This window comes from uncultured Corynebacterium sp. (assembly GCF_937999985.1).
Taxonomy (GTDB): domain Bacteria; phylum Actinomycetota; class Actinomycetes; order Mycobacteriales; family Mycobacteriaceae; genus Corynebacterium.
This window is the reverse complement of the sequence record NZ_CALLDG010000205.1, coordinates 16898-39539: the sequence shown is the minus strand read 5'-3', so window position 1 is coordinate 39539 and position 22642 is coordinate 16898. Positions and strand designations below refer to the sequence as shown.

Sequence of the window (22642 nt, the reverse complement as noted above, 5' to 3'; positions counted from 1 at the left end):
GACCCGCGCACCCAACGGTGCATCGCGGCCAGGCGCGTGGAGGAACCCGTGGCGTGCACGCGCATCTTCAACGTCCCGCCGTGGTTGCGGGCACCTGCGTAAATGCGGTCACCGACAGAGACTTCGAAAGTGCGGTGCATGCCGCCGACCGGCCCCATGTCCACCAGGGACTTACCACTGATGATCTCGCCGTCGCTGGGCACCATCATGCCGGGGGGAATGATGATGTCGTCGCCCGTGCGGATCTCCGCGATCGGAATGTCCTTCTTTTCCGTCTTCGACTTACGAGTCTTGCGCACCACCGTGACTTCCTTGGCGGCGGGCACGGTCAGCACGGAAAGGATCGACTTCGAGCGCAGCGCCGTCCGCCGGGAAAGCAGCCTGCCGAAAAGCAGCAGGATAGTGCCGCCGCAGGCGACGTCGAAGAAAACTGCTCCCTTAATGTCCTGCGCGGACCACACGCCGGCGAACAGCACCTGGTGGCTGTTCCAACCCACGTTGCCGGCGGAAGTGAAAATCAGGGTGCACGCCGAGTACAGGTAGGCCAGCAGGATCGCCACGGAACTGGCACCGTCCAGGGCGGATTGGCCACGTCTTAAGCCACCGAAAAAAGCCCGGTGGAAGGGCCACGCGCACCACGTCACCACTGGGGTGGCCAGCGCCAGGCAGACCCACTGCCAATAGTCGAACTGCCAGGCGGACACCAGCTGCAGAACCACCACCGGCAGCCCCAACACCACGGCGATGATCAGCCGCATGCGGGTAATCAGCTGCCGGGCGGTATGCAGGCCCTCGGTGGAATCGAAGGGGTTCTGCCGGCGGAACCTATCCAGCTCCACCTTGTTCCGGTCGCGCCGTTTGCGGCTCTCCGCCGCAGCCCATGCCCTTCTGTGGTCGCTGGCATGGCGCCGCATGCGGCGACGCGTTTCTTCGATCTCCAGTCGCGAGGCGCGGCGGCGCAGGGAGGAATCCGTCAGCCAGCTATCCAGGTTGTGCCTCTCCAGCACCTCTTGAATCTGGGCGGGCAGCACGTGATCTTCAGCGGAGATCCACGCCATGCCGGTGGAGTACACCACCGCGGCCTGCACGCCCGGAATGTCGTTAAGTTCCTCCTCCACACTGGTGGCGGCCACCGCGGATTCCAGCCCTTCCAGGCGGTAGGCGAAACTGGCAAGCCCCCAGTGTTCGCGTGCCGCCCGGTCGGCCTCTTCTTCGGTGGACGGCGTACGGTCCATGTCGAAGCCGGCCTTCGCCGCCGCCTCTCGAGCCTTCAGGATGGCCTCGTCGACGTCGTCGACACCCACGGCAGCTTTTCGCGCCGCCCGGCTGCTGGCCGGGACGATCTTTGAGTCCTGCTCAGTCATCTCTGCTAGCTCCGCAGGCTGTCGCCCGGCAGGGTGCCGTCGCCTTCGATGGGAGGGCCGTCGAGCCGATGCCCTGCGTCAAAAAACGGGTTAACCGCAGGACGGTAGGCCAGCAGCAGCGCGACTGCCAACAGCAAGGCCATGACGGCCTGGCCGGGGCCGGTGAATCCGAAAACCCAGCCCGCCAGCATGAACAAGATGCCCAGCGCGCCGAACCACAGCACCAGGCGGCGTTTACCGCGGTAGCCGTCGCGCACGCCGCGGGAGAAGTAGACCAGCACCGCGCCGACCACGATGTTGATGCCGCCGAGGATCCGCACGTTGTTGCGCACGAAGTTCATGCGCTCGGCTTCCTCTGCGTTCATCGGCTCACGATCCCAGGAGGCCGTCAGAGCCAGCACGCCGAAAAAGATCATCAGCAGTCCCAGGACCACCAGCATGGCGAAGCTGACGATCACCAGGCGCGGCGTGGGATCGCCGGGCTGCCAGTACTTAACGTCGCGGTTAGGATCCTGGCTGCTCGGCACCATCGAGGGGAACATTGCGGGCATGGTCAGCGCCCTCCCCAGGTGTGGTCGGTGTGATCGGTGCGGTCTTTATCGTCGCTGTTCTTTTGTTCTTTTCGCTCTTCTTTTTGACGCCGCGTTTCCGCCTTGTACTCCTCCATCTCCTTGGAGTACTTCTCCATTTCCTTGACGCTGGGCATACCCAGCCAGTCGTGGTTCTCCGGGCGGGACATAAACCACAGGCCCAGCGCAGCGCATACGCCGGACAGAATGGTCAGGATGCCGATGAGCAGCACGAAGCCTACGGGCATGAAGTCCGGCCCGCTGGCGAACGTGATGAGCACCGCGTTGAAGATCATGAACACGGAGGCGACGTTTAAGAACAAGCGGGAGTACGGAGCTCCGCGGCCTGCGCGCCAGGCCAAGTAGGCACAGGCTGCCGAGGCGATAATGCCCCACATCAGTGAGCTGATGTTTACCTGCGTGGCAACCTCGGAGGCATCCTGATCTGCAAGAACGCTGGCGAACATGCCGCTTTGGCTATCGAGGATGCCCTGGCTGCTCTGGGTCAGTGCGCGCGGGTCGACAATGTTGGCCACGAACTGCACCACACTTGCCAGCAGCTGCAGCACGGCCACCGCCAGCCAGGCCCATACGCCGTAGCGGACGTCTTCCGGCGCCTCCTTGAGGTTCGGCGCGAGGCCGTCCTTGCGCCCCACCTTTGGAGGTTTCGGCGGCTTCGGAGGTTGCTGCGGGTGCCCCTGCGGGTTTTGCGGGCCGTACTGCCCCTGGAACCCCGGCTGGGAGCCGTGCTGACCCGGCTGCGGGCCTACCTGGGAACCACCCTGAAGGCGGGGGTCGTGTTGCTGTGTGCTCATATGTGCGCTGCTGTCGGTGCTGTTCATACAGCCATCTAGCCTACTGTGATTACTGGTGATTAAGCATCTTAGCCCTGCAGCATCTGCGCTACGCGGGTTGCCCAGTAGGTCAGGATGATGTCCGCCCCGGCGCGGCGGATGCCGTAGATGGATTCCATGATCGCAGCTTCCTCGTCGATCCAACCGTTCTGGGCGGCTGCGGAGATCATCGCGTACTCGCCGGAGACCTGGTAGGCAGCCACTGGCACCGGGGACATGTTCGCCACTTCGCGCAGTACGTCCAGGTAGGGCATCGCGGGCTTGACCATCACCATGTCCGCCCCCTCGTCGATGTCCAGCTGGGTTTCCAGGATGGATTCCCGCAGGTTGCGGGGGTCCTGCTGGTAGGTGCGGCGGTCGCCCTGCAGGGAGGAGCCCACTGCCTCACGGAAGGGACCGAAGAAAGCGGAGGCGTACTTTGCGGAGTAGGCCATAATCGATACGTCCTGGTGGCCGGCCGCATCCAGCGCTTCGCGGATGTGACGGATCTGTCCGTCCATCATTCCGGAGGGGCTCACGATGTGCGCACCGGCCTCAGCCTGTGCAACTGCCATCTTCGCGTACTGCGGCAGGGTGGCGTCATTGTCCACGATCTGGTGGCCGTAGCGATCTGTGGAGAGCACGCCACAGTGGCCGTGGTCGGTGAACTCATCCAGGCACGTATCGGCCATCACTAGGATGTCGTCGCCGAAGCGCTCGCGGACGGCGCGCAGGCCGCGGTTGAGAATGCCGTCCTCAGCTACCGACTGGCTGCCGGTCGCATCCTTGTCCTCGTCCAGCGGCACGCCGAACAGGTCGATGGATCCCACTCCTGCGTTCGCGGCTTCTTCCACCGCGCGCAGCAGCGAATCCTCGGTGTGCTGCTGCACGCCGGGCAGGCTGGTGATGTCCCGTGGGGCGTCCAGCCCATCGGCGATGAACATCGGAAGCACCAGCCGATTGGGGTTCAGGTCCGTCTCCGCAGTGAAGTTGCGCATCTGCGGGGTCGTGCGGAGTCGGCGGGGGCGGCGGAACGGGGTGTAGTTCGAAGTCATGCCAACGATGCTACTCCCGCGCCCGGACAGGCTTGTTAGGCCCCGGTGTCCTTCTTCTCGCTCGTCTTTTTGCGACGCCGCCTCCGCTTCCGCGGAGGCGGAAGTTGTCCCTTAGCGCGCAGGTCAGCCACGTGGTCAGCGAGGGCGTCCACAAGCTCCGGCACGCCAGCGGCCTCCGGCATGACGTCGACGCGTAGGCCATGCTCGCGAGCGGTCTGTGCGGCCATCGGCCCGATGCAGGCAATAATGGTGCGCGCGTGCGGCTTACCCGCGATACCCACCAAGTTCTTCACAGTCGAAGAACTAGTGAAGCAGACTGCGTCGAAGCCACCGGTCTTGATCATGTCGCGGATCTCCGGGCTGGGCGGGGCGGCGCGGACGGTGCGGTAGGCCACGACGTCCTCTACGTCCCAGCCCAGGTCGATTAGGCCGTCGACCAGCACGTCGGTGGCGATGTCGGCGCGCGGCAGCAGCACGCGATCCACCAGGTCCAGGTCCGGGTCGTGCGGCGGGAAGACGTCCACCAGGCCGGCTGCATTGCGCGCGTCGTCCTTCGGCAGCAATTCCGGGGTGATTCCCAGATCCTTCACTGCCTGGGAGGTCTTCGGCCCCACGGCGGCCACGCGCACGCCCGCCAGGGCGCGGGCGTCGAGTCCGAACTCGCGCAGCTTCTCCCACACGGCCTTCACTGCGTTGACGCTAGTGAAGACGATCCAGTGGTAGCGGCCATCAACCAACCCCTTGATGGCGCGCTCCATCTGCACGGGGCTGCGGGGTGGCTCGACGGAGATGGTGGGCACCTCCACGGGGATAGCGCCGTGCGAGGCCAGGCGGGCGCTCATCGGGCCTGCCTGGTTCTTGGCGCGCGGCACCAGCACGGTCCAGCCGTACAGGGCGCGGTTTTCCCACCAGGAGTACTTGGAGCGGTTGCCCACCTGGGAGCCCAGCGTGACGATCAACTCGGCTGGCAGCTCGCCATCCTTGGCGGCGGGGCCGGACTGGGTGGTGATGGACTTCAGCGTATCCAGGGTCGCATCGTAACTGCGCTGGCGGCGGGTGGTGCCGTGCAGTGTAACGGTCGCCGGAGTGGTTCCGGCGATGCCGCGGGCCTTCAGCTCCTGCGCAATGGTCGCCAGGTCACCCGGAGTGGCGGTGAGAATCAACGGCAGCCCGGAGGCGGCCAGCTGATCCCAGTCGGCGCCACCGCGAACATCGGCCTCGGTGACGTCCGGGCCGAGGCCGATTCCGGTGAAGGCGGGAACGGCCACGGATCCGGTCATGCCGGGGATGACCTGGAATTCCACGGGACTTGCCGCGACGTGCTGCAGCTCGTGCATGACCGCCGGGTTGCTCAGTGGGTTACCGGCGACGAGGCGGACAACGTCATTGCCCGCCTTCGCGCAGGCGACCATCTGCTCGGCCAGAACGTCCGGGGCTACGGCATCCGGCACCGGCTCGCCGTAGGTCTCTACGCCGGCATCTGTGTGGTTTGCTGTGTCGGCCCCTGCACTTGCCTCTGCGTCAATCTCGGGGTCGGTGTCTGCCGGGGCGGCCAACACGATCTCCGCAGCGGTCGGCGGTGCGGGGCGCGGCGGTCGGCGACGTGCACCGGCCTCCTTGGCGGCCTTCACCTTCGCCTCCCACTCTGCCTCGGCGGCATCCAGCTTCTCCTGCGGCACCGGCAGGCGGGTGGCGATGATGTTCTGCACGGATTCCAATACCGACGGATCCACCCACGCATGGGCAGTGGTCTCCAGAATGTCGCGCGCGCGGATGGTCAGCAGCTCCGGGTTTCCGGGGCCCGCGCCCACGAAGAGGATCCGGCCGCATCCAGTGGGTGCCAGGTCGGCGACTGCCGTCACTGCGGCGGAATCAGCGCCTCCTACCTGGGCATTTCCGGAATCGGTCATAGTGGAACTTTCTAACTTGTCGGGTCTGTAATTGTGTCTTAAAAAATCTGCTTGGGGCGGCCGTGCGCGTGTAGCCCCGGGCTACGTGCACGGTGCCGGTGAAGTTTGAGGGGCGGGGCGCCGCAGGGGGCGTCCCGAAGAAAAAGCTATTCGGCCTCGGCCACTAACTCGGCGGCACCGTCCTCGAGTAACGCTCTACCTATGTCGGTGCCTATAGCCCTGGCGGCTTCTATGCACTCGCGCCAGCGGGGCTCCTGGGCGGCTGGGAATCCCTCGTCCGCGGTCGGATCAGGAATGTCGAAGGCAGCCTCGTCACTGCGCACCAGCTTGCGGGAACCATCCATGGCGAACACGCCACCAAATACGCGCAGGACGTAGCGCTGCTGAGTGCCTTCTGTGCCTTCTGTGCCTTCTGTGCCTTCTGTGCCTTCCTGCTCCACCCACTCGGAGTATGCGGCAACCGGCGCGGTGCATCCGGCCTCCAGGGTGGACAGCACGGCGCGCTCGGCCACGGCGGCCATGTGGCTGGGCAGGTGATCCAGGTGGCGAACGGCCTGCCAGGCGGCCTCGTCATCCGCGCGGACCTCCACGCTCAGCGCACCCTGGGCGGGCGCGGGCATGATCGTGAACGGGTCGATCGACTCGGCAGCGCGGTCCAGCTGGCCGACGCGATCCAGGCCCGCGCGGGCCAGAACCACCGCGTCCAGATCCTTTTCTGTCCGCCCCATGCGGGTATCGATGTTTCCGCGCAGCGGCAGCAGCTCCAGGTCCGGGCGCACCGCGCGGATCTGGGAAACGCGGCGCGGGGCGGACGTGCCCACCTTGGCACCCTGCGGCAGCTCCAGCAAGGGCTGATTGTTTCGACTGACCAGCACCTCGCGCGGGTCCACCCGGCGCGGGACGACAGTGCGGAAACGCGGATCCGGGGCGGTCGGCAGGTCCTTGAAGGAGTGCACGGCCACGTCGCACTCGCCGGCTTCCAAGGCCTTGCGCAGCGTTTCGGTGAACACACCCACACCGATCTGTGCGACCGGGGTCTGTGCCGCCTGGGAGGCATCGCCCGGGGTCTGCACCAAGTGCAGCTCTGCGGCGTAGCCAGCGGATTGTATTCCGGCGCGGACGTGGCTGGTCTGCGTTGTAGCCAGTGCGGACCTGCGGGTGCCGATCAGGAAAGTGCGGTCGCCACCGACCACTGAGTTAGCGGGGTTAGCACCATTAGACGTTGCGGACATGGAAAGTCTTAAGCCTCCTTCGCTACCTGGCCAATGCGGGTAGCGCTTGGAATTTGATCGGCACGGGCAGAGGTTCCCGCGGTCTGGGCCGGCCGGGTGTCGGTCTGTCCCGGCTGGGTCACCGAATCCACCATCCCGTTGGGCAGGTTGAACAAGGCAGCCAACGCATCCGGGTAGCTGACCTGCTGGCCACCGGCGGAAAGCTTCTTGGCCTGCACCGTTGGGGTGTGCAGCAGCTTATCCACCACGCGCTTCATCGACTTGACCACAGCTGCGCGGTCGGCCTCCGACATGTCGGGGGTCAGCCGCTCCAGCGTCATCAGCTCTTCGGCCATGACTTCCCCGGCCTTCTGTCGCAGGGCCTTGACGGTGGGCACCACGGACTGCGCACGCTGCTGCTCCAGGAAACTCTGCAGCTCGTCGGCCACGATCTCGCGCGCCGGATCCTCGTCCTGCACCCGGTCGCCGGCCATCGTCGTGAGCTCCTCAATGTTCAGCAGCTTCACGCCGGCGATGTCCGCCACGGAACGCTCGATGTCCGCAGGCATGGAAAGATCGATCAGCACCTTCGTGCCCGCCGCCTCCATGGCCGCGCGCACGTCCCGCTCGGTGACCACATTGCCCACCGCACCGGTTGCGGAAACCACAATGTCCACGGCGCTCAGGCAATCTGCCACCCCGTCCAACGGCACGGCGGAAGCATCCACCCCTGCCTCACGTGCGTGGTTCACCAGGTTCTCCGCCCGCGACAGCGTGCGGTTGGCCACGGTCACGTGGTCGATACCCAGTCTGCCCAGGTGGGTGGAAGCCAGGGATGCCATAGCCCCCGCACCGATAATCAGCGCGCGGTGGCCGGCGAGGGGGTGGGACGAGGGGGCGTCATCCACAACAGAAGAAAGAACACGCGCGGGCTCGATGAAGCGCAGCGCCTGGTCCACGGCGAAAGACACCATGGAGGCCCCCGCCGAATCGATGGCGGTCTCGGAGTGCACGCGCTTGCCCGTCCGCAGTGCGCGCTGCGTCAGGTCGTGGAGGGTGCGCCCGACCGTGCCGGTCTCGTTGGCAGACTGGTAGGCGCTGCGCAGCTGACCGATGATCTGCTGCTCGCCGATGACCATAGAATCCAGCCCGGAGGCGACCTTCAGCATGTGCTCGGCCGCGGAGTCCGCGTAGTGCACGTACAGGTGCGGCTCCAGCTCGGTCGTCTCCAGCCCGGAGAACTGCGCGATCGTGTCCACCACGTGGTCCAGGCCAGAATGGAAGGCGTTGGCGACCGTGTAGAACTCCATGCGGTTGCAGGTGGAAAGCACCAGCGATTCGGAGATCACGTCGTTATCCACCAGCGATAGCTGCATCTTAGGCAGGTCCGCATCGGCGACCGTCGCCTGCTCCAGCATGGTCACCGGAGCCGAACGAAAAGACAGTCCGACCAGCAACACCGACGCGGAACCAGTCCGGGTGCTACTACTCATATGTCTTCATGCCTCCTGCGGGGATCACTTGGGGGACGGCCGCGCGGGGCTATACCCCCAAGTAGTTACGAGTGTCTACGGTAGCCCTTAACCCACCCCGTTGCCAAAACGAGTTCGCGGGGCTGCTATATGGCGCTTGTGTAGCGCTCTAGTTCTGCTCCAACGCCGAGATGAGCTCGTCATCGTCGATTTCCCAGCACGCGACCTCCTCGTCGTCGACGAGCACGACGGGCACACGGTCGCCGAACTCTTGTGCCAATTCCTCTTTTTCTTTGGTGACGCCACCACGGTCCAGCTCAATCACTTCCACCGTCGTGCCGAAGCGGCGTGCGATAGGCAGAATCTGCTGGTACACGCGGGCACAGGAGCCGCACGTCGAGCGGCTGATCAGCTGCACTCGTGCGGGCTGGGCTGGCACCTGAGCCGACGCCTGGGTGGGAGCCTGATCTGGGTAATTACTGTCAGAGTTCACGGCCTTCCATGCTACCCGTCAGAAAGCGCAGGACTAATAGCTCTCGGCAGCGCCCTGGTCGCACTTTCGAGGTAACTTAATGTGTGTGAACGCAGCGCCTGATCTAGAACCGTCGAACCACCCCACTCCGGCCCCAGGCCGGAATGCGGGTGAGCGCGCGGGCCTGTTGACGCAATTGCGCGACATTGGCAGCGAATGGCGGGGCTACCTGCGCGCGCTGTCTCTGACTGCGCAGTCATTCCTCCGCGAGTTCCGGGAGGAACGTTTCGGAAAATCCCGCCGCGAGAAGCGCTCAAGCGATGCTGAACGTCTGGCGGCGGATACGGTGGCGTCCCAACCCAAGAAACACGAACACCCCACCCCAACGACACAGAACCTGCAGGTCGGGTACGGCACCGGCGCCCCACAAGCGCTCTGGGAGCTCAGTGAGGCGCAGCTGGATCAGCTGGCGCACAGCTACGAGATCGAGGGAGACCAGCTGCGCACCGGGCTGGCCAACCTGGAGGGCGCGGGGCTGTCGGCGGAAAAGCCGCGGCATCTGGACCACCCCGACCCCTCGATCCCGCAGGATGCCGGAGTCGGCGCGTTCTTCGACGTGGATAACACGCTGATCAAGGGCGCCTCGATCCTGCTCTTCGCCCGCGGACTGGCGAAACGGCGCTTCTTTACCGCCCGACAGCTGCTGGGCTTTATCTGGGTGCAGGTGAAGTTCCGGATGCTGGGCAAGGAAAGCGCGGACGACATTTCCAGCGGCCGGGAGCAGGCGCTGGCGCTGGTGAAGGGGCGGAAGGAAACCGAGGTCATCGAGATGGCTCAGGAGATCTGGGCGGCGACGATCGCGGAACGCATCTTCCCGGACACCAAGGAACTGGCCGACATGCACATTCAGGCAGGCCAGCAGGTGTGGCTGGTGACTGCTTCGCCGGTGCAGCTTGCGCAGATCATCGCCAAGGAGCTGGGATTCACTGGCGCGCTCGGCACCGTGGCGGAGGTGAAGGATGGGCGCTTCACCGGGCGCATGGTCGGCCACATGCTGCACGGTGAGGAGAAAAAGCACGCCGTTATCGCCCTGGCCAACTACGAGGGGCTGGATTTGCAGCGTTGCACCGCATACTCGGATTCCGTGAACGACCTGCCGATGCTTTCCACCGTGGGCACGGCCGTGGCGATCAACCCGGATTCCAAACTGCGCAAGGCAGCACTGGAACGCGGCTGGGAGATCCGCGACTACCGGCGGGTGCGCCGCGCGCTCCGGCGCACCGGCGGGGCGCGGCTGGCAGCGGGGGCTGGGCTGTTGGGACTGGCCGGTGGCGCGGGCATGTGGGCGCGGAAGCGACGCTAAAGCTCGCCGGGAACGCAAAAACCCACCGTGGCCACGCCCCTTTTTGAAGGGCGCCTGCGGTGGGTTTCTTTCTATATGCGGCAGCGGAAGGCTACTTACCGAGCTTCCTACGCTGAACGCGGGTCCGGCGCAGCATCTTGCGGTGCTTCTTCTTGGACATGCGCTTGCGGCGCTTCTTGATGACAGAACCCATGGGGTAAGCCTCGTTTCTCTCGGTTAGTTATCTCTTCAGGTTAAAGGTCTGCTCCCCCACCGCCGGACCTTATACGGCGATAGAGAAGATGTGTCCTCGGATGCACGCTGCCTGCCACAAGGGGCTGCCGTTATGGGCTACCGCGCAAGAGTTGCTTCACATCCGTAGACACGAATGTCCCACAGTTTAACCCCCAGCACCCTGGAGAAACAAAAATCCCCCATCACCGGGCGGGTGGCTCAGGGCACCTGACTCCGAAAATGGGGGACTGTTGCGTCTCGCTGATTAGCCGGTCTGGCCGGGGGTGTACTCGGAAGCTCCGAGGTACGCCTCAACAGCGGATCCACGAACGCGGAAGTTGCGGCCGACCTGTACTGCGGGCAGCTCCTCCGAGTGGATGAGACGGTAAACAGTCATCTTCGACACGCGCATCAGATCGGCGACCTCTGCGACGGTCAGAAATGTTCCATTTTCGGTGTTAGCCATAGATCATCACTTTCTTTGCGCTCTCATGCGCTGCAGGCTTCCCCTCCTGCAGGACTTCACACGTGATCGCTCGCGAACCATCATAACGTGAACCATGTGAATAATGTGCAACAAGGGTGACCATTGAGGGCAGATTGCTCCTTGTGGCCTACGCAACTCGAGGTGCCACAAGCCCACGCCTGTTACCGAGCGTGACCGATTTGAACAGGCGTGATTTGTGTTAAACCGTTGTGTCTAAAAAGATCACTGTGGTCGCTCAGAGAAGGGCAGAAATTAACCCCATTTGGGCGGGGCGCGCGCCCACGCACCGGACGCAGGCGCGCTTAGTTATCGCCGTTAGCTCCATTCGCACCAGGCTTCGGCGCACCCAGTTCCTCGGAGCGATCCTTACATGCCTCCATGGCACGGAAGAACGCTCCGCGGATACCGGACTCCTCCAGTTCGCGCAGAGCCGCCGCAGTGGTTCCTCCAGGGCTGGTGACCTTGGTGCGCAGAACAGACGGCGTATCCCCACCCTCTGCAAGGTTTCGGGACATCATGGTGGCCGCGCCTTGCACGTTGGCGATGGCCAGCTTCTCCGCCAGCGGACGGGCGAGCCCCAGCTGCACGGCAGACTCGATCATGGCTTCCACAACCAGGAAGATGTATGCCGGGCCGGAACCGGAGACGGCCGTGACTGCGTCCAGCTCCTTTTCCTTAACGATGACGGCCTCGCCGACCTTGGACATGATGTCTTGCACCGTGTTCAGCTGATCTTATTCAGCAAAGCGGCCACCGGCAATGCCGATTGCACCCTTGCCAACCAGCATCGGGGTGTTCGGCATGGTGCGCACAACAGTGGTGCCCGCGGGCAGCGCGGACTCCATGGTGTTAATGGTCACGCCCGCCGCCAGGGAAACCACGATCGTGTCCTGAGAGTTGCTGTCCAGCACCTCGGCCACCTCGTCCAGCACGATGGGGACGATGTTGGGCTTCACGCAGATGAACAGGATGTCGGTGCCTTCGGCGGCCTCGCGCCCCTCACGGGCGGTGACCATGCCGTACTTATCCTTCAACTCGTCCAGCCGCTCCTGCGACGGATCCGCGACGATGATCTTCTTTGCGTCTGCGGCACCTTCGGTGTCCGCAACGATTCCGGCGAGCAGGGCTTCGCCGATATTTCCTCCGCCAATAATTCCAATTTGAGTCATATAAACCAGCGTGCCAGGATTGGCAGCTTCCTGCTACCCCGCCCATTCTTAGACCCCAGGTTCTAGTTCTCCCACTTTTCGCTAGTTCCCCACAAAACCCAAAAAGGGCGCTGGTTCCCCAACCAGCGCCCCGCTCACGTCACAGGAGACTTTTTATAGTCCCTGGATCAATCGCGGCCCGATCGTCAGCACCAAACCGACGATGGCGGCGAGAATCATCAGAAGCTTGTCACGGTGGCGCAGCAGCGCGTGCACCAGTCCAACCAGCAGCAGCGTCACGGCGATGGCCAGCACCAGCGCCAGAACCGCCGGGGCCTTGGCCCACACCAGGCTGAAGCCGAAGAACACGCCCACGCCCACGGCGATCGCCAGGATCGCCTGCAGGATCATCATGGGCCAGGAGATCGTATCGTCTTCGTACTCGACAACCTCGCCGTCCTCGAGAGATTCCTCGAGCTGCGCGAATTGTGCCCGCTCGTCACTGGTTGCCTGCGGCTCCGACTTGACGCCTACCTTGTCAGCAGCGTCCGCCTCAGTCGACTTAGCAACCCCAGCGGCGCCGACTGCTCCGGCTCCGCCCGCTGCCGCTGCCGCGGCGACTCCGGCCTTGCCAGACTTGCCGGACTTGTCAGGCTTACGGGACTTGTCGGCGTCACCAGGCTTGTCGGCAGCACCGGGCTTGTCAGCCTTGCCCGTTTCGGCAGGCTTGATCGGCTTAACTTCCTTGGTTGCCTTCTTCGCCTCCGGCTTTTCGGCCACCTTGCCACGCGCGACCTCGCCGAAGGTCGGCTTTTCAGCCTCCACCCCCTGGGAGCCCTGGGTGTCCTGGGCATCCTTGGAGTCCTTGGCAGCTGCAAGCTGGCCGGTCTTTTCCTCCGGGCGCTCCGGGGTACGGCTTACGGAACGCTGATCCGGCTGGAGCTTCTTCTCCTTTTCCTCCTGCCTCTCGGGCTGTGCCGCCACAGTGTCCTTGGCGGCAGCCTTCGGAGCGGCCTTATCTGCAGGTTTATCTGCAGCCTTGGCCACGGACTCATCTGAAGCTGCGTCGTCCTCGGTCTGAACTACTGGAATGGAACCCGTCAGCTCGGCAACGGAAACGCCGCCCTTTTCCAAGTTGCGGTGACGGCGTCGACGCCGACCAGTGTCAGCAGGATCTGCTTCGCGCCCGTTGCGGGCGAGAAGTTCGGCGACTGTCAGCTTCTCACTCATCCATTGATCCCATCACTTGATCACTTGCAACGCAGTCTCAACTGCCCTCAAGCGTCACTTTAAACATATGTCTTCAAACACACTACTTTACTCGCCTACATATAGTCAGAAGTAACTGGCGTTACTTACGCCAAAACCGGATTATGGTCGAGCTGGCGGAAGATCACACCCTCGCGCAGCGCCCACGGGCACATGTGCAAAACCTCAATATCCAGCTTGCGCATCGCCGCCTCGGCCACCAGCGCGCCGGCAACAACCTGGTGCGACCGCTCCGCACTCACCCCCTCCAACTCCGCCCGATCGGCGGCAGTCATGCGGGAAATAAAGGCGATCAGCTGTCGCAGGCCGGCCTGAGTCAAGGTGCGCTTTACCCGCGGGCCAGCGGAAGAAGGCGCCGCACCTGTCAGACGCGCCAGCATCCTAAAGGTCTTAGAAGTTCCCACCGCCAAGTCAATGTCGCCAGAATCCAGCAGCTTTTCCACCGGATCATTCAACTCTTCGTCGATGAACTCCCCCAGCTCCGCGACCTTCTTCCTAGAAGGCGGGTCGGTATCGAACCATTCGCGGGTCAAGCGCCCCGCACCCAGATTCACACTGCAGGCGACGTCCGGATCCTCGTCCATGCCAATGGACATTTCCAAGGAGCCGCCACCGATGTCCAGGTCGCAGATACGCCCTGCGGACCAGCCGTACCAGCGGCGCACCGCCAGGAACGTCAGCCGCGCTTCCTCGTCCCCCGACAGAATCCGCAGGCGCACGCCGGTTTCCTTCTCTACCCTGTCCAGCACTTCCTCGGAATTCTCTGCCGAGCGGATCGCGGAGGTAGCAAAAGGCAGCATGCCTTCGCAGCGGAACTGCTCCGACATCTCCTTGGCCAGAGCCACCCCATTGAGCAGCTTCCCCTGCCCCTTTTCGTTGATGGCACCCTTCTTATCCAGGTATTCCACCAAGCGCATGGGAGTCTTCCAATTGCTCATTGGAGTCGGCGGTCCGCCGCGCTGTGCATCGACGACCACCAGATGAACCGTATTGCTTCCTACGTCAAGCACACCTAATCGCACGCACCCCAGCCTAATGGGTCTACGGTGGAACGCGTGAATGAAACGTCTGCGGAGATTGAATCGGGCACCTCGAACAACGAGCTAGCCACCGGCTATCCGGAGGGCACACCCGCCGACCTGTCCATCCGCGCCGGTCACGAAATGCCCGCTGACCACCCTCGCGAATGGCTGGAGTTCATCGACCCCGCCGATTCCGAGCACATCATCCAGGTGGATCTCACGTGGCTACTGTCCACGTACCGTTGCCGGTTTGGTACCGAAGCCTGTTTGGGTATTGACGCCGAGAATCCGGACGTCGGCTGTTGCACCCACGGTGCATTTCTCACCGACGAAGACGACCGCGCGACCCTGCGGAATGTCGCGGAGAAGCTCACGGCGGAAGAGTGGCAGAACCGCCCCGCGGAGATGGATGAATGGGAGGCAAAGGGGCGTCCACAAGAAAAAAGCGGCGACGACATCGAGCCGTGGCTGGAATGGGACGAGCTAGAAAACGACGAGGGCGAGATGGAGCCCGCGCTGAAGACCGTGACCACCAACGGGGCGTGCATCTTCGCCAACCGCGAAGGGTTCCCCGGAGGCCGCGGCTGCGCGCTGCACGCCTGGGCGCTGCGCAACGACGTCGAGCTGACCGCAGCGAAGCCCGAAGTGTGCTGGCAAGTGCCGCTGCGGCGACTTGAGGACTGGGAAACCCGCCCAGACGGGGTGGAGATGCTGCGGACGACCGTCACCGAATACAACCGCCGCGGATGGGGCGACGGCGGTGAGGACTTTGACTGGTACTGCTCCTCGGACCCGAACTGCCACGCAGGTGGCGAAGCGTTGTGGCGCACCGGCCGCGAAGAGCTGACGGAGCTGATCGGCGAGGAGGCCTACGAGGTGCTAGCCGCGCACTGCGAGGAGCGGGAAAAGCTGGCGCAGGTATCGCCTAGCGGCTTTCCGTTGCTGTCGATTCACCCGGCGACGGCCGAAGCACGGCGGCGCGGGATTTAGGCGGGGTTAGGCCTCGAACTTGTAGCCCAGGCCGCGGACGGTCACCAGAATCTCCGGGCGAGAGGGGTTGCGCTCGATCTTGGAGCGCAGTCGCTTGATGTGCACGTCCAGGGTCTTGGTATCGCCGACGTAATCGGCGCCCCATACGCGGTCGATCAACTGGCCGCGGGTCAGTACACGACCGCTGTTACGCATGAGGTACTCGAGCAGATCGAATTCCTTGAGCGGCATAGGGACCTTCTGCCCGTCGACGGTGACGATGTGGCGCTCCACGTCCATCATCACGCGGTCCTCCTGCAGCACCAGGCCGTCGTCGGCGGGAGCCTCGACCTCGACCTCGCCACCACGACGCAGAACAGCGCGGATGCGGGCGATCAGCTCGCGGGCGAAGTAGGGCTTGGTCACGTAATCGTCGGCGCCGAGCTCGAGGCCCACGACCTTATCGATCTCACTGTCGCGAGCCGTCACCATAATCACCGGCACGCTGGAGGTCTGGCGCAGCTGGCGGCACACCTCGGTGCCGGACATGCCGGGCAGCATCAGATCCAACAGAATGATGTCGATGTCTTCCGCAGCGAAGGTATCCAGCGCGGTGGGACCGTCCGGGGCCATGAAGACCTCGAAACCTTCCTTTTTCAGAAGAAACGCAAGAGGTTCCGCCAAAGACTCCTCGTCTTCGACAATCAACACGCTCGTCACAGCCGCTCAATTACCTTTCAACAGAACATTTTTACAGCTATAGAAAGTATCCGTAACTATCGTAACGTGCCCACAGGCTTTAGGGAGTAGCAACCCTCAAGACACTCAGTTCACTGTGAGATCACCAAAAGATAACCCGGAGGTCATTCTTCGCCCACTGTTTCTGGATCTGTGTTCTTCGCATCGTCCAGGCGCCGCGCGTCCGGAATAACCGGAATCTCGCCACTCGGCAGCTCCTTGGCCTTGCCCTCTTGGAAGCGCGGGAGCTCCAAGGTGAACGTCGAGCCTGTCCCCAGCCGGGACCACAGGGAAACGCTGCCGCCGTGGTTAGCCATCACGTGCTTCACGATGGCCAACCCCAGCCCCGTGCCGCCCGTGTCGCGCGAGCGCGCCTTATCCACGCGGAAGAACCTCTCGAACACCCGCTTCTGGTCGTCCTGGGAAATGCCGATGCCCCGGTCCGTCACACGGATGGTCACGGTATCGCCGTGTGCTTCGCGGGAAATAGAAACGGGCGAGCCCTCCGGCGAATAGTTGATGGCGTTGGTCAGAAGGTTGGAGACGCTGGTAACCAACAGTCCCTTGTCGCCCTTCACCATCGCCCCGGAACGCCCGTCCTTAACCAGGTCGATATTGCGCGCCTCGGCTGCCAAACGGCAGCGATCAATCGCGTCCTCGATGATTTTGTCAATGCTCAAGACCTCCAGGTCCGGCAGCGATTCCGCACCCTGCAGTTTCGATAGGCTGATCAGCTCGGTGATCATCTGGTTCATGCGGCGCACTTCGACGATCAGCTTCGAGCCGAAATACTCCACGGCATCTTCGTCGTCACGCACCGACATGAGGGTCTCCACCAGCAGCGAGATCGCCCCCACCGGAGTCTTGAGCTCGTGGGAGACGTTGGCCACGAAGTCGCGGCGGGCGGATTCCATGCGCACGGATTCGGAATCGTCGGTGGCGTACACCACCGCGAAGCGGTCATCTACAAGGGAAAGCAGCTGAACCTGCCCGGCCACCGCAATGACGGGTCGGTTGCTGCGGCGCGGTGGGGGCAGGAAGTTCAGCTCGCGGGGCTCCTGGTCGGCGAATACCCGCTCCACCATCTTCCACGCTTCGGCGTTCAGGTTCCGCTCGTGCACCAGGCCCAGCTCGTGGGCACGCGGGTTGGAAAGCACAACGTTGCGCTTGCGATCCACCACCGCCACCGCATCGGGCGAGGACTGGATGGCGAAGTGCAGAACCTGCGCCACCGTGGAAACACGATTGCCCTCGAGCTCCCTTTGGGTGTGGGTGTTGCGCTGAGCCTTCACTCGCTTGCGGTATCCCCACATGCCGAGTGCGCCCAGGCACACACCGACGATCAGCCCAAAGAGCAGCCCAAGGGCAACCCCTGAGGTTAGAAATCCCAAGGCTATAACTTAGCCCGGCTCTTACTTAGCCTGGCCCTGTGCGGCGACGGCTGCGGCGCCAGCGGCAGCTGCCTCCGGATCCAGGTAGTCGCCACCCGGGTTCAGAACCTTGCCATCCGCGTCGATGCGGTAGACCAGCGGGATGCCGGTCGGGATGTTCAGGCCCGCAATGTCCTCGTCGGAGATCTGGTCCAGGTGCTTAACCAGCGCACGCAGGGAGTTGCCGTGTGCGGCAACCAGGACGGTCTCGCCGTTCTTCACGCGCGGCTCGATCTCTTCCTCGTAGTACGGGATGAAGCGCTTGACGACGTCCAGCAGGCACTCGGTAGCTGGAATCTCAGGCAGGTCGGCGTAGCGCGGGTCGTTGGTCTGCGCATACTCGTTGTTAGCGTCGATGGCCGGCGGCGGGGTGTCGTAGGAACGGCGCCAAGCCATGAACTGCTCTTCGCCGTACTTGTCCTTGGTCTCTGCCTTGTTGAGGCCCTGCAGCGCGCCGTAGTGGCGCTCGTTCAGGCGCCAGTCGCGCACGACGGGGATCCAGTGGCGATCCGCCGCATCGAGGGCGATGTTGGCGGTGGTGATGGCGCGGCGCAGCAGGGAGGTGTACAGGATGGTCGGCTCCAGGCCAGCTTCCTTGATCATCTCGCCGCCACGCACCGCCTCCGCGCGGCCCTTGTCGGTCAGTCGCACGTCTACCCAACCGGTGAACTGGTTGGACGCGTTCCATTCACTCTGGCCGTGACGCAGCAGAATCAGATTTCCGTGGGTGTTGTTTTGCTCGCTCATACTCCCAATTCTGCCATGATGTGCGCCCGCGTGCCCCTGGATTCGGCGGCACCGCCTATTCTGCCTATTCTTCCGAGCCTGCTTCTGTTTCCTGCGCTTCGCCTTGCTCACCGCCGTCAGCACCACCGCGCTCCGTACCGTCGCTAGTGCCGTCTAGGTCGGGAGTGCTCGGGCTCTTTGCTTCGGACGCCAACTTGGATCCCGGTGGCGGCGCCAACAACTGAACCTCCTGTTCGGAGGGCTTGAGGTGTGCGAAGGCCGCGAGGTTCATAGTCGGTTCACCACGTGACAGGCGCCATGCCCACTCGTGGCGAATAGAGGAGGCAAAGCCACGCTCCAGGATGCGGTTGAAGTCCGCATCCGCCCGCTCCAGGACCTGCCCCAGGATCCGCTGAATGTCCTCGCTGCTGGTGTTATCCGAGAACTGGCCCACCAGGTAGATGTCGTTGTTCCGGTCCAGCGTGTAGTGCACTCCAAAGTTGCGGCGGTTGGCGTGCAGCAGCAGCTTGTAGACCTCCTCCTGGCCTTCCTCCACCGCGCGGCAAACAAAAGCCTCCACGCGGAACATGCCGTCCTGCGGAATGAAGATGCAGTTTGTCTTCAGGCGCTTCTCGCCCGGCAGCACGACCACGACGTTGCCGTCGTGCCCGGCCGGCCCCTCGGGGAGGGTGTACTCGACTTCCGCTTCGTCCAGAAGCTCACAAATCCGTGTGCGATCCATAAGCCCCAAACTACATTTCCGCCTGCCCCGGCGCAGTCACCTTGGATTTTCCCCGGTTCTACCCGGCAGGCTGGCGCTCCCCACGGTGGCCGGCGGGCGGCAGTTCTTCGTACAGCTTGTACAGAGCTTCCGCGGATGCCCGCCAGGAGAACTTTGCGGCGTGGCTGGGGGCATACTCCCCCATTGCAATGCGCAGATCGTCATCCGACACCAGCTTGCCTAGCGCATCGGCCCAGTCGCCCGCATCGTGGCCGTCCACCAGCAGGCCGGACTTCTCATCCTCCACCGCAATCGGCAGGCCACCGGTGCGCGTAGCCACGACAGGCGTGCCGCACGCCTGCGCCTCGAGCGCCACTAACCCAAAGGACTCGTTGTAGCTGGGCACGGCCACAATGTCCGCCGCCCGGTACACGCCCACCAGCTCCTCGGGCGGGCGCGGAGCCAAAAAGCGCACGCAGCGGCTAATCCCCAGCTCCTCGGCCAGCAGCTGTAGTCGCTCCAGCTCGTTGCCGCCAGCCCCGGAAGATCCACCGCAGATCACCACAGCCAGCTGCTGTTGGGGGTGCCTGTTCAGCAACTCCGCGACTGCTCGCAGCAGTACCTGCGGCCCCTTCAACCGCTGTAACCGGCCGACGAAACCAATGACCTTCGTACGGAAGGGAATGCCCAGTTCGCGGCGGGAGCGCTCGGTCGCACGATCCGATCCAGGCGTGAAGCGATCCACGTTTGCCCCCGGTGGGACGACCTTGATCGCGCACGTGGTGGCGTCATAACCCTCAATAAGATCCTGCACCTCCTGGTTCGTGTTTACGATCAGCAGATCCGCATTGTCCACGATCTGCTGTTCGCAGATGCGGCGCGATTCCGGCTCGCGCGAATCACCGTCGGCCAGGGAATTGTTCTTCACCGCCGCTAGCGTGTGCGCCGTGTGCACCCAGGGAACCTGCCAGAGGTCGCGCAACAGCCACCCAACCTGTCCGGAGAGCCAATAGTGCGAGTGAATCAGGTCGTAGCTCACCCCCTCCTCGCGGCAAAAAGCCAGGATCGAGCCTGTGAACGCCGCCAGCTGGGTGGGCAGCTCCTCCTTCGACAGCCCCTCGTACGGTCCAGCCACGCAGTTGATCACCCTTAATCCCGGGCGGACGTTGACTACCTCGCCCTGCAGCGGCCGAGTCGCGCGGGTAAATACGTCGACGGTGACGCCCCTACGTTCCAGCTGCTCAGCAATGTTTTTGATGTACACGTTCATCCCGCCGGCATCCCCCGTGCCGGGTTGCTCGAGGGGTGAGGTGTGCATGGAGATCATAGCGACGCGCATACCGCCCAAGCTTAGCCAGGTTAGAGCGAGGCTGGGGGTAGGTGGCGTCCGCAGAAAATTTGCTTAATTCCACCAAAGAAAATGAGAAAGTTAGATAGGGTGCCAAAGTAACGTGCATCACGTTTTGAAGACTGTTTCTTTAGACCTAAGGGATCTACATGACTGACACCGAGCGCCCAGAGGGAACGGCCTGGAAGGACAAGCCTTACCTGAAGTACTACGCGGAGTGGACTCCGCACAGCCTGGAGTACCAAGACGACACCATGGCTAAGCTTCTCGACCGTACTGTCGCCGAACACTCGAGCGCCGACATCCTGGACTTCTTTGGCCAGACGACGACCTACGGAGATTTCCTCAAGCAGGTCAAGAGCGTGGCCGCTGGCCTTCGTGAGCTGGGCGTGCGCCCGGGCGACCGCGTGGCCGTAACACTGCCGAACTGCCCGCAGCACCTGATTACGATCTTCGCTGTTCACAAGCTGGGCGCCGTTGTGGCAGAACACAACCCGCTGTACACCGCCCGCGAGCTGGAGGGCCCCTGCAAGGACCACGCAGCGAAGGTTGCAGTGGTTTGGGACAAGATCGCCCCCATGTTCCAGGAGCTTTCGCGCACCACTCCGCTGGAGAAGGTCGTCAGTGTGAACATGATCGACGCGATGCCTCTGGTGAAGCGCCTGGCTCTGAAGCTGCCGATCAAGTCCATCAAGGAAAAGCGCGACCAGCTGCACGGCGAGGCGCCGGGCACCATCCCGTTTTCTCAGCTACTGAGTGCCAAGTTCGGCGGCGATGGATCCGACATCGAAAACTGCCCGGAGACGACACAGGACTCCCCTGCGTTCATCCTCTTCACTTCCGGTACGACCGGTAAGCCCAAGGGCGCGCAGCTGACGCACGGCAACGTCATGTCCAACGTTGTCCAGGGACAGTCCTGGATCAGCGGCATCGGCGAGCGTGGTCAGGAGAAGTTTCTCGCCGCCCTCCCCTTGTTCCACATCTACGGCCTGACGCTGACCGCCGCACTGGCCGTATCCACCGGCGGCAAGCTGCTACTACTGCCGAAGCCGGAGATTCCGCTGATTGTGGATCAGCTGAAGCGCGAGACCCCCACCTACATGCCGGGTGTACCTACCCTGTACGACAAGATCCTGGCTGCCGCGGATGAGCACAACCTGGACCTGCGCGGAATCGCCAACGCTCTGTCCGGTGCGGCGCCGCTGCCGGTGCACACCACCCTGGAGTGGGAGAAGAAGACGGGCGGCAAGATCGTGGAGGGCTATGGCCTGACCGAGTCCGGCCCGATCCTCGTTGCGAACCCCGTCACCCCGGAGCGCCGCGCGGGCTACATCGGCATCCCGTTCCCGGATACGGAAATGCGCGTGGCCGACCCGAACGACTTCAGCAAGACCATGCCGGACGGCGAGCCGGGTGAACTACTGGCCCGCGGCCGCCAGGTTTTCCACGGGTACATCAACATCCCGGATGAGGATCAGCCATTCTACGAAGACTGGTTCTGCACTGGTGACATGGCCGTGATGGAGCCGGACGGGTTCATCAAGATCGTCTCCCGCATCAAGGAAATGATTATTACCGGCGGATTCAACGTTTACCCCGCCGAGGTGGAGGAGTTCCTGGAGGAACACGAGCAGATCCAGAAGGCCGGCGTGGTTGGCCTGCCTCAGGACGACGGCTCCGAGGAGGTTGTCGCCGCTATTGTCCTGGAGGACGGCGTGAGCGAGGCCGACTTCGACAAGGAGGCCATCCGTGAGTGGGCTCGCGAAGGCCTGACCCGCTACAAGGTGCCGCGCCGCTACTTCGTCATCGACGAAATGCCGGCCGACCTGATCGGCAAAATCCGCCGGCGAGAGGTTAAGGATCTGATCATGACAATGCTGTAGGCGAACATTTCCCCTCTTCTAATCTTCTAACTCTTTCTTCTAGCCCTTCCCGAGTTCGGCGAATGCGTCGGGCTCGGGTTTCGGCTTTCTTAGCTCCCTAAGCGCCGAATGTCGCTAGAACGGGAATGCGTTAAAGGCAATTATTCCCATTTGCGCAAAGAAGCAGGTCGGGACGTTGCACAGTTTTGGTAGGCGGCTTTTTCAATTACAGATTCCCGTTCTAACGACATTTCATTCCTAAGACACCCCAATAAACCACCTTTAGGGTCCAGAGTTACCCAGATTTATATTGTTGCGAAAACAATACTGTAATCTGTATCACATGCGCGAATTGAAATGCTTCGTCATCCACGCGCCACCCGTACGGCACCCGTACGCCAACTAAACACCAACTGAATACCAACCGAACGCCATCAATACGCACAGAAATGCAGGTGAG

Annotated in this window: 19 protein-coding genes and 2 pseudogenes; 3 read left to right on the top strand and 18 right to left on the bottom strand. The window is 63.2% G+C overall.

The window, feature by feature from the left end; genetic code table 11:
- From Q0331_RS10360 to Q0331_RS10325, 8 genes and pseudogenes are all read right to left on the bottom strand, one after another.
- A pseudogene (locus Q0331_RS10360) lies at positions 1-1364 on the bottom strand (metal-transporting ATPase); the annotation flags it as partial.
- A gap of 5 nt (positions 1365-1369) precedes the next feature.
- The gene (locus tag Q0331_RS10355; RefSeq protein ID WP_298076266.1) at positions 1370-1915 is read right to left on the bottom strand and encodes a hypothetical protein; all 546 of its coding nucleotides are present in this window, start codon (positions 1913-1915) and stop codon (positions 1370-1372) included.
- Positions 1916-1917: 2 nt separating this feature from the next.
- Entirely contained in the window at positions 1918-2748 is an 831-nt protein-coding gene (locus Q0331_RS10350; RefSeq protein ID WP_298076265.1) for a hypothetical protein, read from the bottom strand.
- A 68-nt stretch (positions 2749-2816) separates the two neighbouring features.
- Positions 2817-3821 carry a porphobilinogen synthase gene (gene hemB / locus Q0331_RS10345; RefSeq protein ID WP_035002961.1) on the bottom strand — a complete coding sequence of 335 codons (1005 nt, stop codon included), beginning with the start codon at positions 3819-3821 and terminating at the stop codon, positions 2817-2819.
- 35 nt (positions 3822-3856) lie between these two features.
- A complete protein-coding gene (locus tag Q0331_RS10340) occupies positions 3857-5731 on the bottom strand; it encodes a uroporphyrinogen-III synthase (protein WP_298076264.1) in 1875 nt (624 codons plus the stop codon).
- A 146-nt stretch (positions 5732-5877) separates the two neighbouring features.
- Positions 5878-6963: a hydroxymethylbilane synthase gene (hemC, locus tag Q0331_RS10335; protein ID WP_298076262.1), complete on the bottom strand. Its 1086-nt coding sequence runs from the start codon at positions 6961-6963 to the stop codon at positions 5878-5880.
- 8 nt (positions 6964-6971) lie between these two features.
- Positions 6972-8435 carry a glutamyl-tRNA reductase gene (locus Q0331_RS10330; protein ID WP_298076261.1) on the bottom strand — a complete coding sequence of 488 codons (1464 nt, stop codon included), beginning with the start codon at positions 8433-8435 and terminating at the stop codon, positions 6972-6974.
- Between the two features lie 148 nt (positions 8436-8583).
- Positions 8584-8853, bottom strand: coding sequence for a glutaredoxin family protein (locus Q0331_RS10325; protein ID WP_298076267.1), 270 nt, complete (start codon positions 8851-8853; stop codon positions 8584-8586).
- A 139-nt stretch (positions 8854-8992) separates the two neighbouring features.
- On the opposite strand from Q0331_RS10325, the gene Q0331_RS10320 reads away from it, so the two are divergent.
- A complete protein-coding gene (locus Q0331_RS10320) occupies positions 8993-10249 on the top strand; it encodes an HAD family phosphatase (protein WP_298076260.1) in 1257 nt (418 codons plus the stop codon).
- 91 nt (positions 10250-10340) lie between these two features.
- Here the strand turns inward: Q0331_RS10320 and Q0331_RS10315 are convergent, their stop codons facing one another.
- The 5 genes and pseudogenes from Q0331_RS10315 to Q0331_RS10295 form a co-directional block, all read right to left on the bottom strand.
- Positions 10341-10442: a 30S ribosomal protein bS22 gene (locus tag Q0331_RS10315; RefSeq protein WP_003855542.1), complete on the bottom strand. Its 102-nt coding sequence runs from the start codon at positions 10440-10442 to the stop codon at positions 10341-10343.
- Between the two features lie 285 nt (positions 10443-10727).
- Positions 10728-10928 carry a helix-turn-helix domain-containing protein gene (locus Q0331_RS10310; RefSeq protein WP_298076259.1) on the bottom strand — a complete coding sequence of 67 codons (201 nt, stop codon included), beginning with the start codon at positions 10926-10928 and terminating at the stop codon, positions 10728-10730.
- Between the two features lie 323 nt (positions 10929-11251).
- Positions 11252-12118 (bottom strand): annotated as a pseudogene (gene proC / locus Q0331_RS10305) (pyrroline-5-carboxylate reductase).
- A gap of 153 nt (positions 12119-12271) precedes the next feature.
- The gene (locus Q0331_RS10300; RefSeq protein ID WP_298076258.1) at positions 12272-13327 is read right to left on the bottom strand and encodes a DUF2157 domain-containing protein; all 1056 of its coding nucleotides are present in this window, start codon (positions 13325-13327) and stop codon (positions 12272-12274) included.
- Between the two features lie 125 nt (positions 13328-13452).
- Positions 13453-14388: a Ppx/GppA phosphatase family protein gene (locus Q0331_RS10295; protein WP_298076257.1), complete on the bottom strand. Its 936-nt coding sequence runs from the start codon at positions 14386-14388 to the stop codon at positions 13453-13455.
- Positions 14389-14529: 141 nt separating this feature from the next.
- Between Q0331_RS10295 and Q0331_RS10290 the strand changes: the two genes are divergently transcribed.
- Positions 14530-15378 carry a hypothetical protein gene (locus tag Q0331_RS10290; RefSeq protein ID WP_367274985.1) on the top strand — a complete coding sequence of 283 codons (849 nt, stop codon included), beginning with the start codon at positions 14530-14532 and terminating at the stop codon, positions 15376-15378.
- Positions 15379-15384: 6 nt separating this feature from the next.
- Here the strand turns inward: Q0331_RS10290 and Q0331_RS10285 are convergent, their stop codons facing one another.
- The 5 genes from Q0331_RS10285 to mshA all read right to left on the bottom strand — a co-directional run bounded on the left by Q0331_RS10285 (position 15385) and on the right by mshA (position 20311).
- A complete protein-coding gene (locus Q0331_RS10285) occupies positions 15385-16077 on the bottom strand; it encodes a response regulator transcription factor (RefSeq protein ID WP_035002955.1) in 693 nt (230 codons plus the stop codon).
- Between the two features lie 143 nt (positions 16078-16220).
- Positions 16221-17486 (bottom strand): cell wall metabolism sensor histidine kinase WalK, encoded by a 1266-nt coding sequence (locus Q0331_RS10280; RefSeq protein WP_298076255.1) that lies wholly within the window; start codon positions 17484-17486, stop codon positions 16221-16223.
- 21 nt (positions 17487-17507) lie between these two features.
- A complete protein-coding gene (locus Q0331_RS10275) occupies positions 17508-18272 on the bottom strand; it encodes a phosphoglyceromutase (protein WP_298076253.1) in 765 nt (254 codons plus the stop codon).
- 64 nt (positions 18273-18336) lie between these two features.
- Positions 18337-18993, bottom strand: coding sequence for a YbjN domain-containing protein (locus tag Q0331_RS10270; protein WP_298076251.1), 657 nt, complete (start codon positions 18991-18993; stop codon positions 18337-18339).
- A gap of 58 nt (positions 18994-19051) precedes the next feature.
- Entirely contained in the window at positions 19052-20311 is a 1260-nt protein-coding gene (gene mshA / locus Q0331_RS10265) for a D-inositol-3-phosphate glycosyltransferase (protein ID WP_298076250.1), read from the bottom strand.
- 158 nt (positions 20312-20469) lie between these two features.
- Here mshA and Q0331_RS10260 point away from each other — a divergent pair, with 158 nt between their 5' ends.
- A complete protein-coding gene (locus tag Q0331_RS10260; RefSeq protein WP_298076249.1) occupies positions 20470-22203 on the top strand; it encodes a long-chain-fatty-acid--CoA ligase in 1734 nt (577 codons plus the stop codon).
- Positions 22204-22642: the final 439 nt, after the last annotated feature.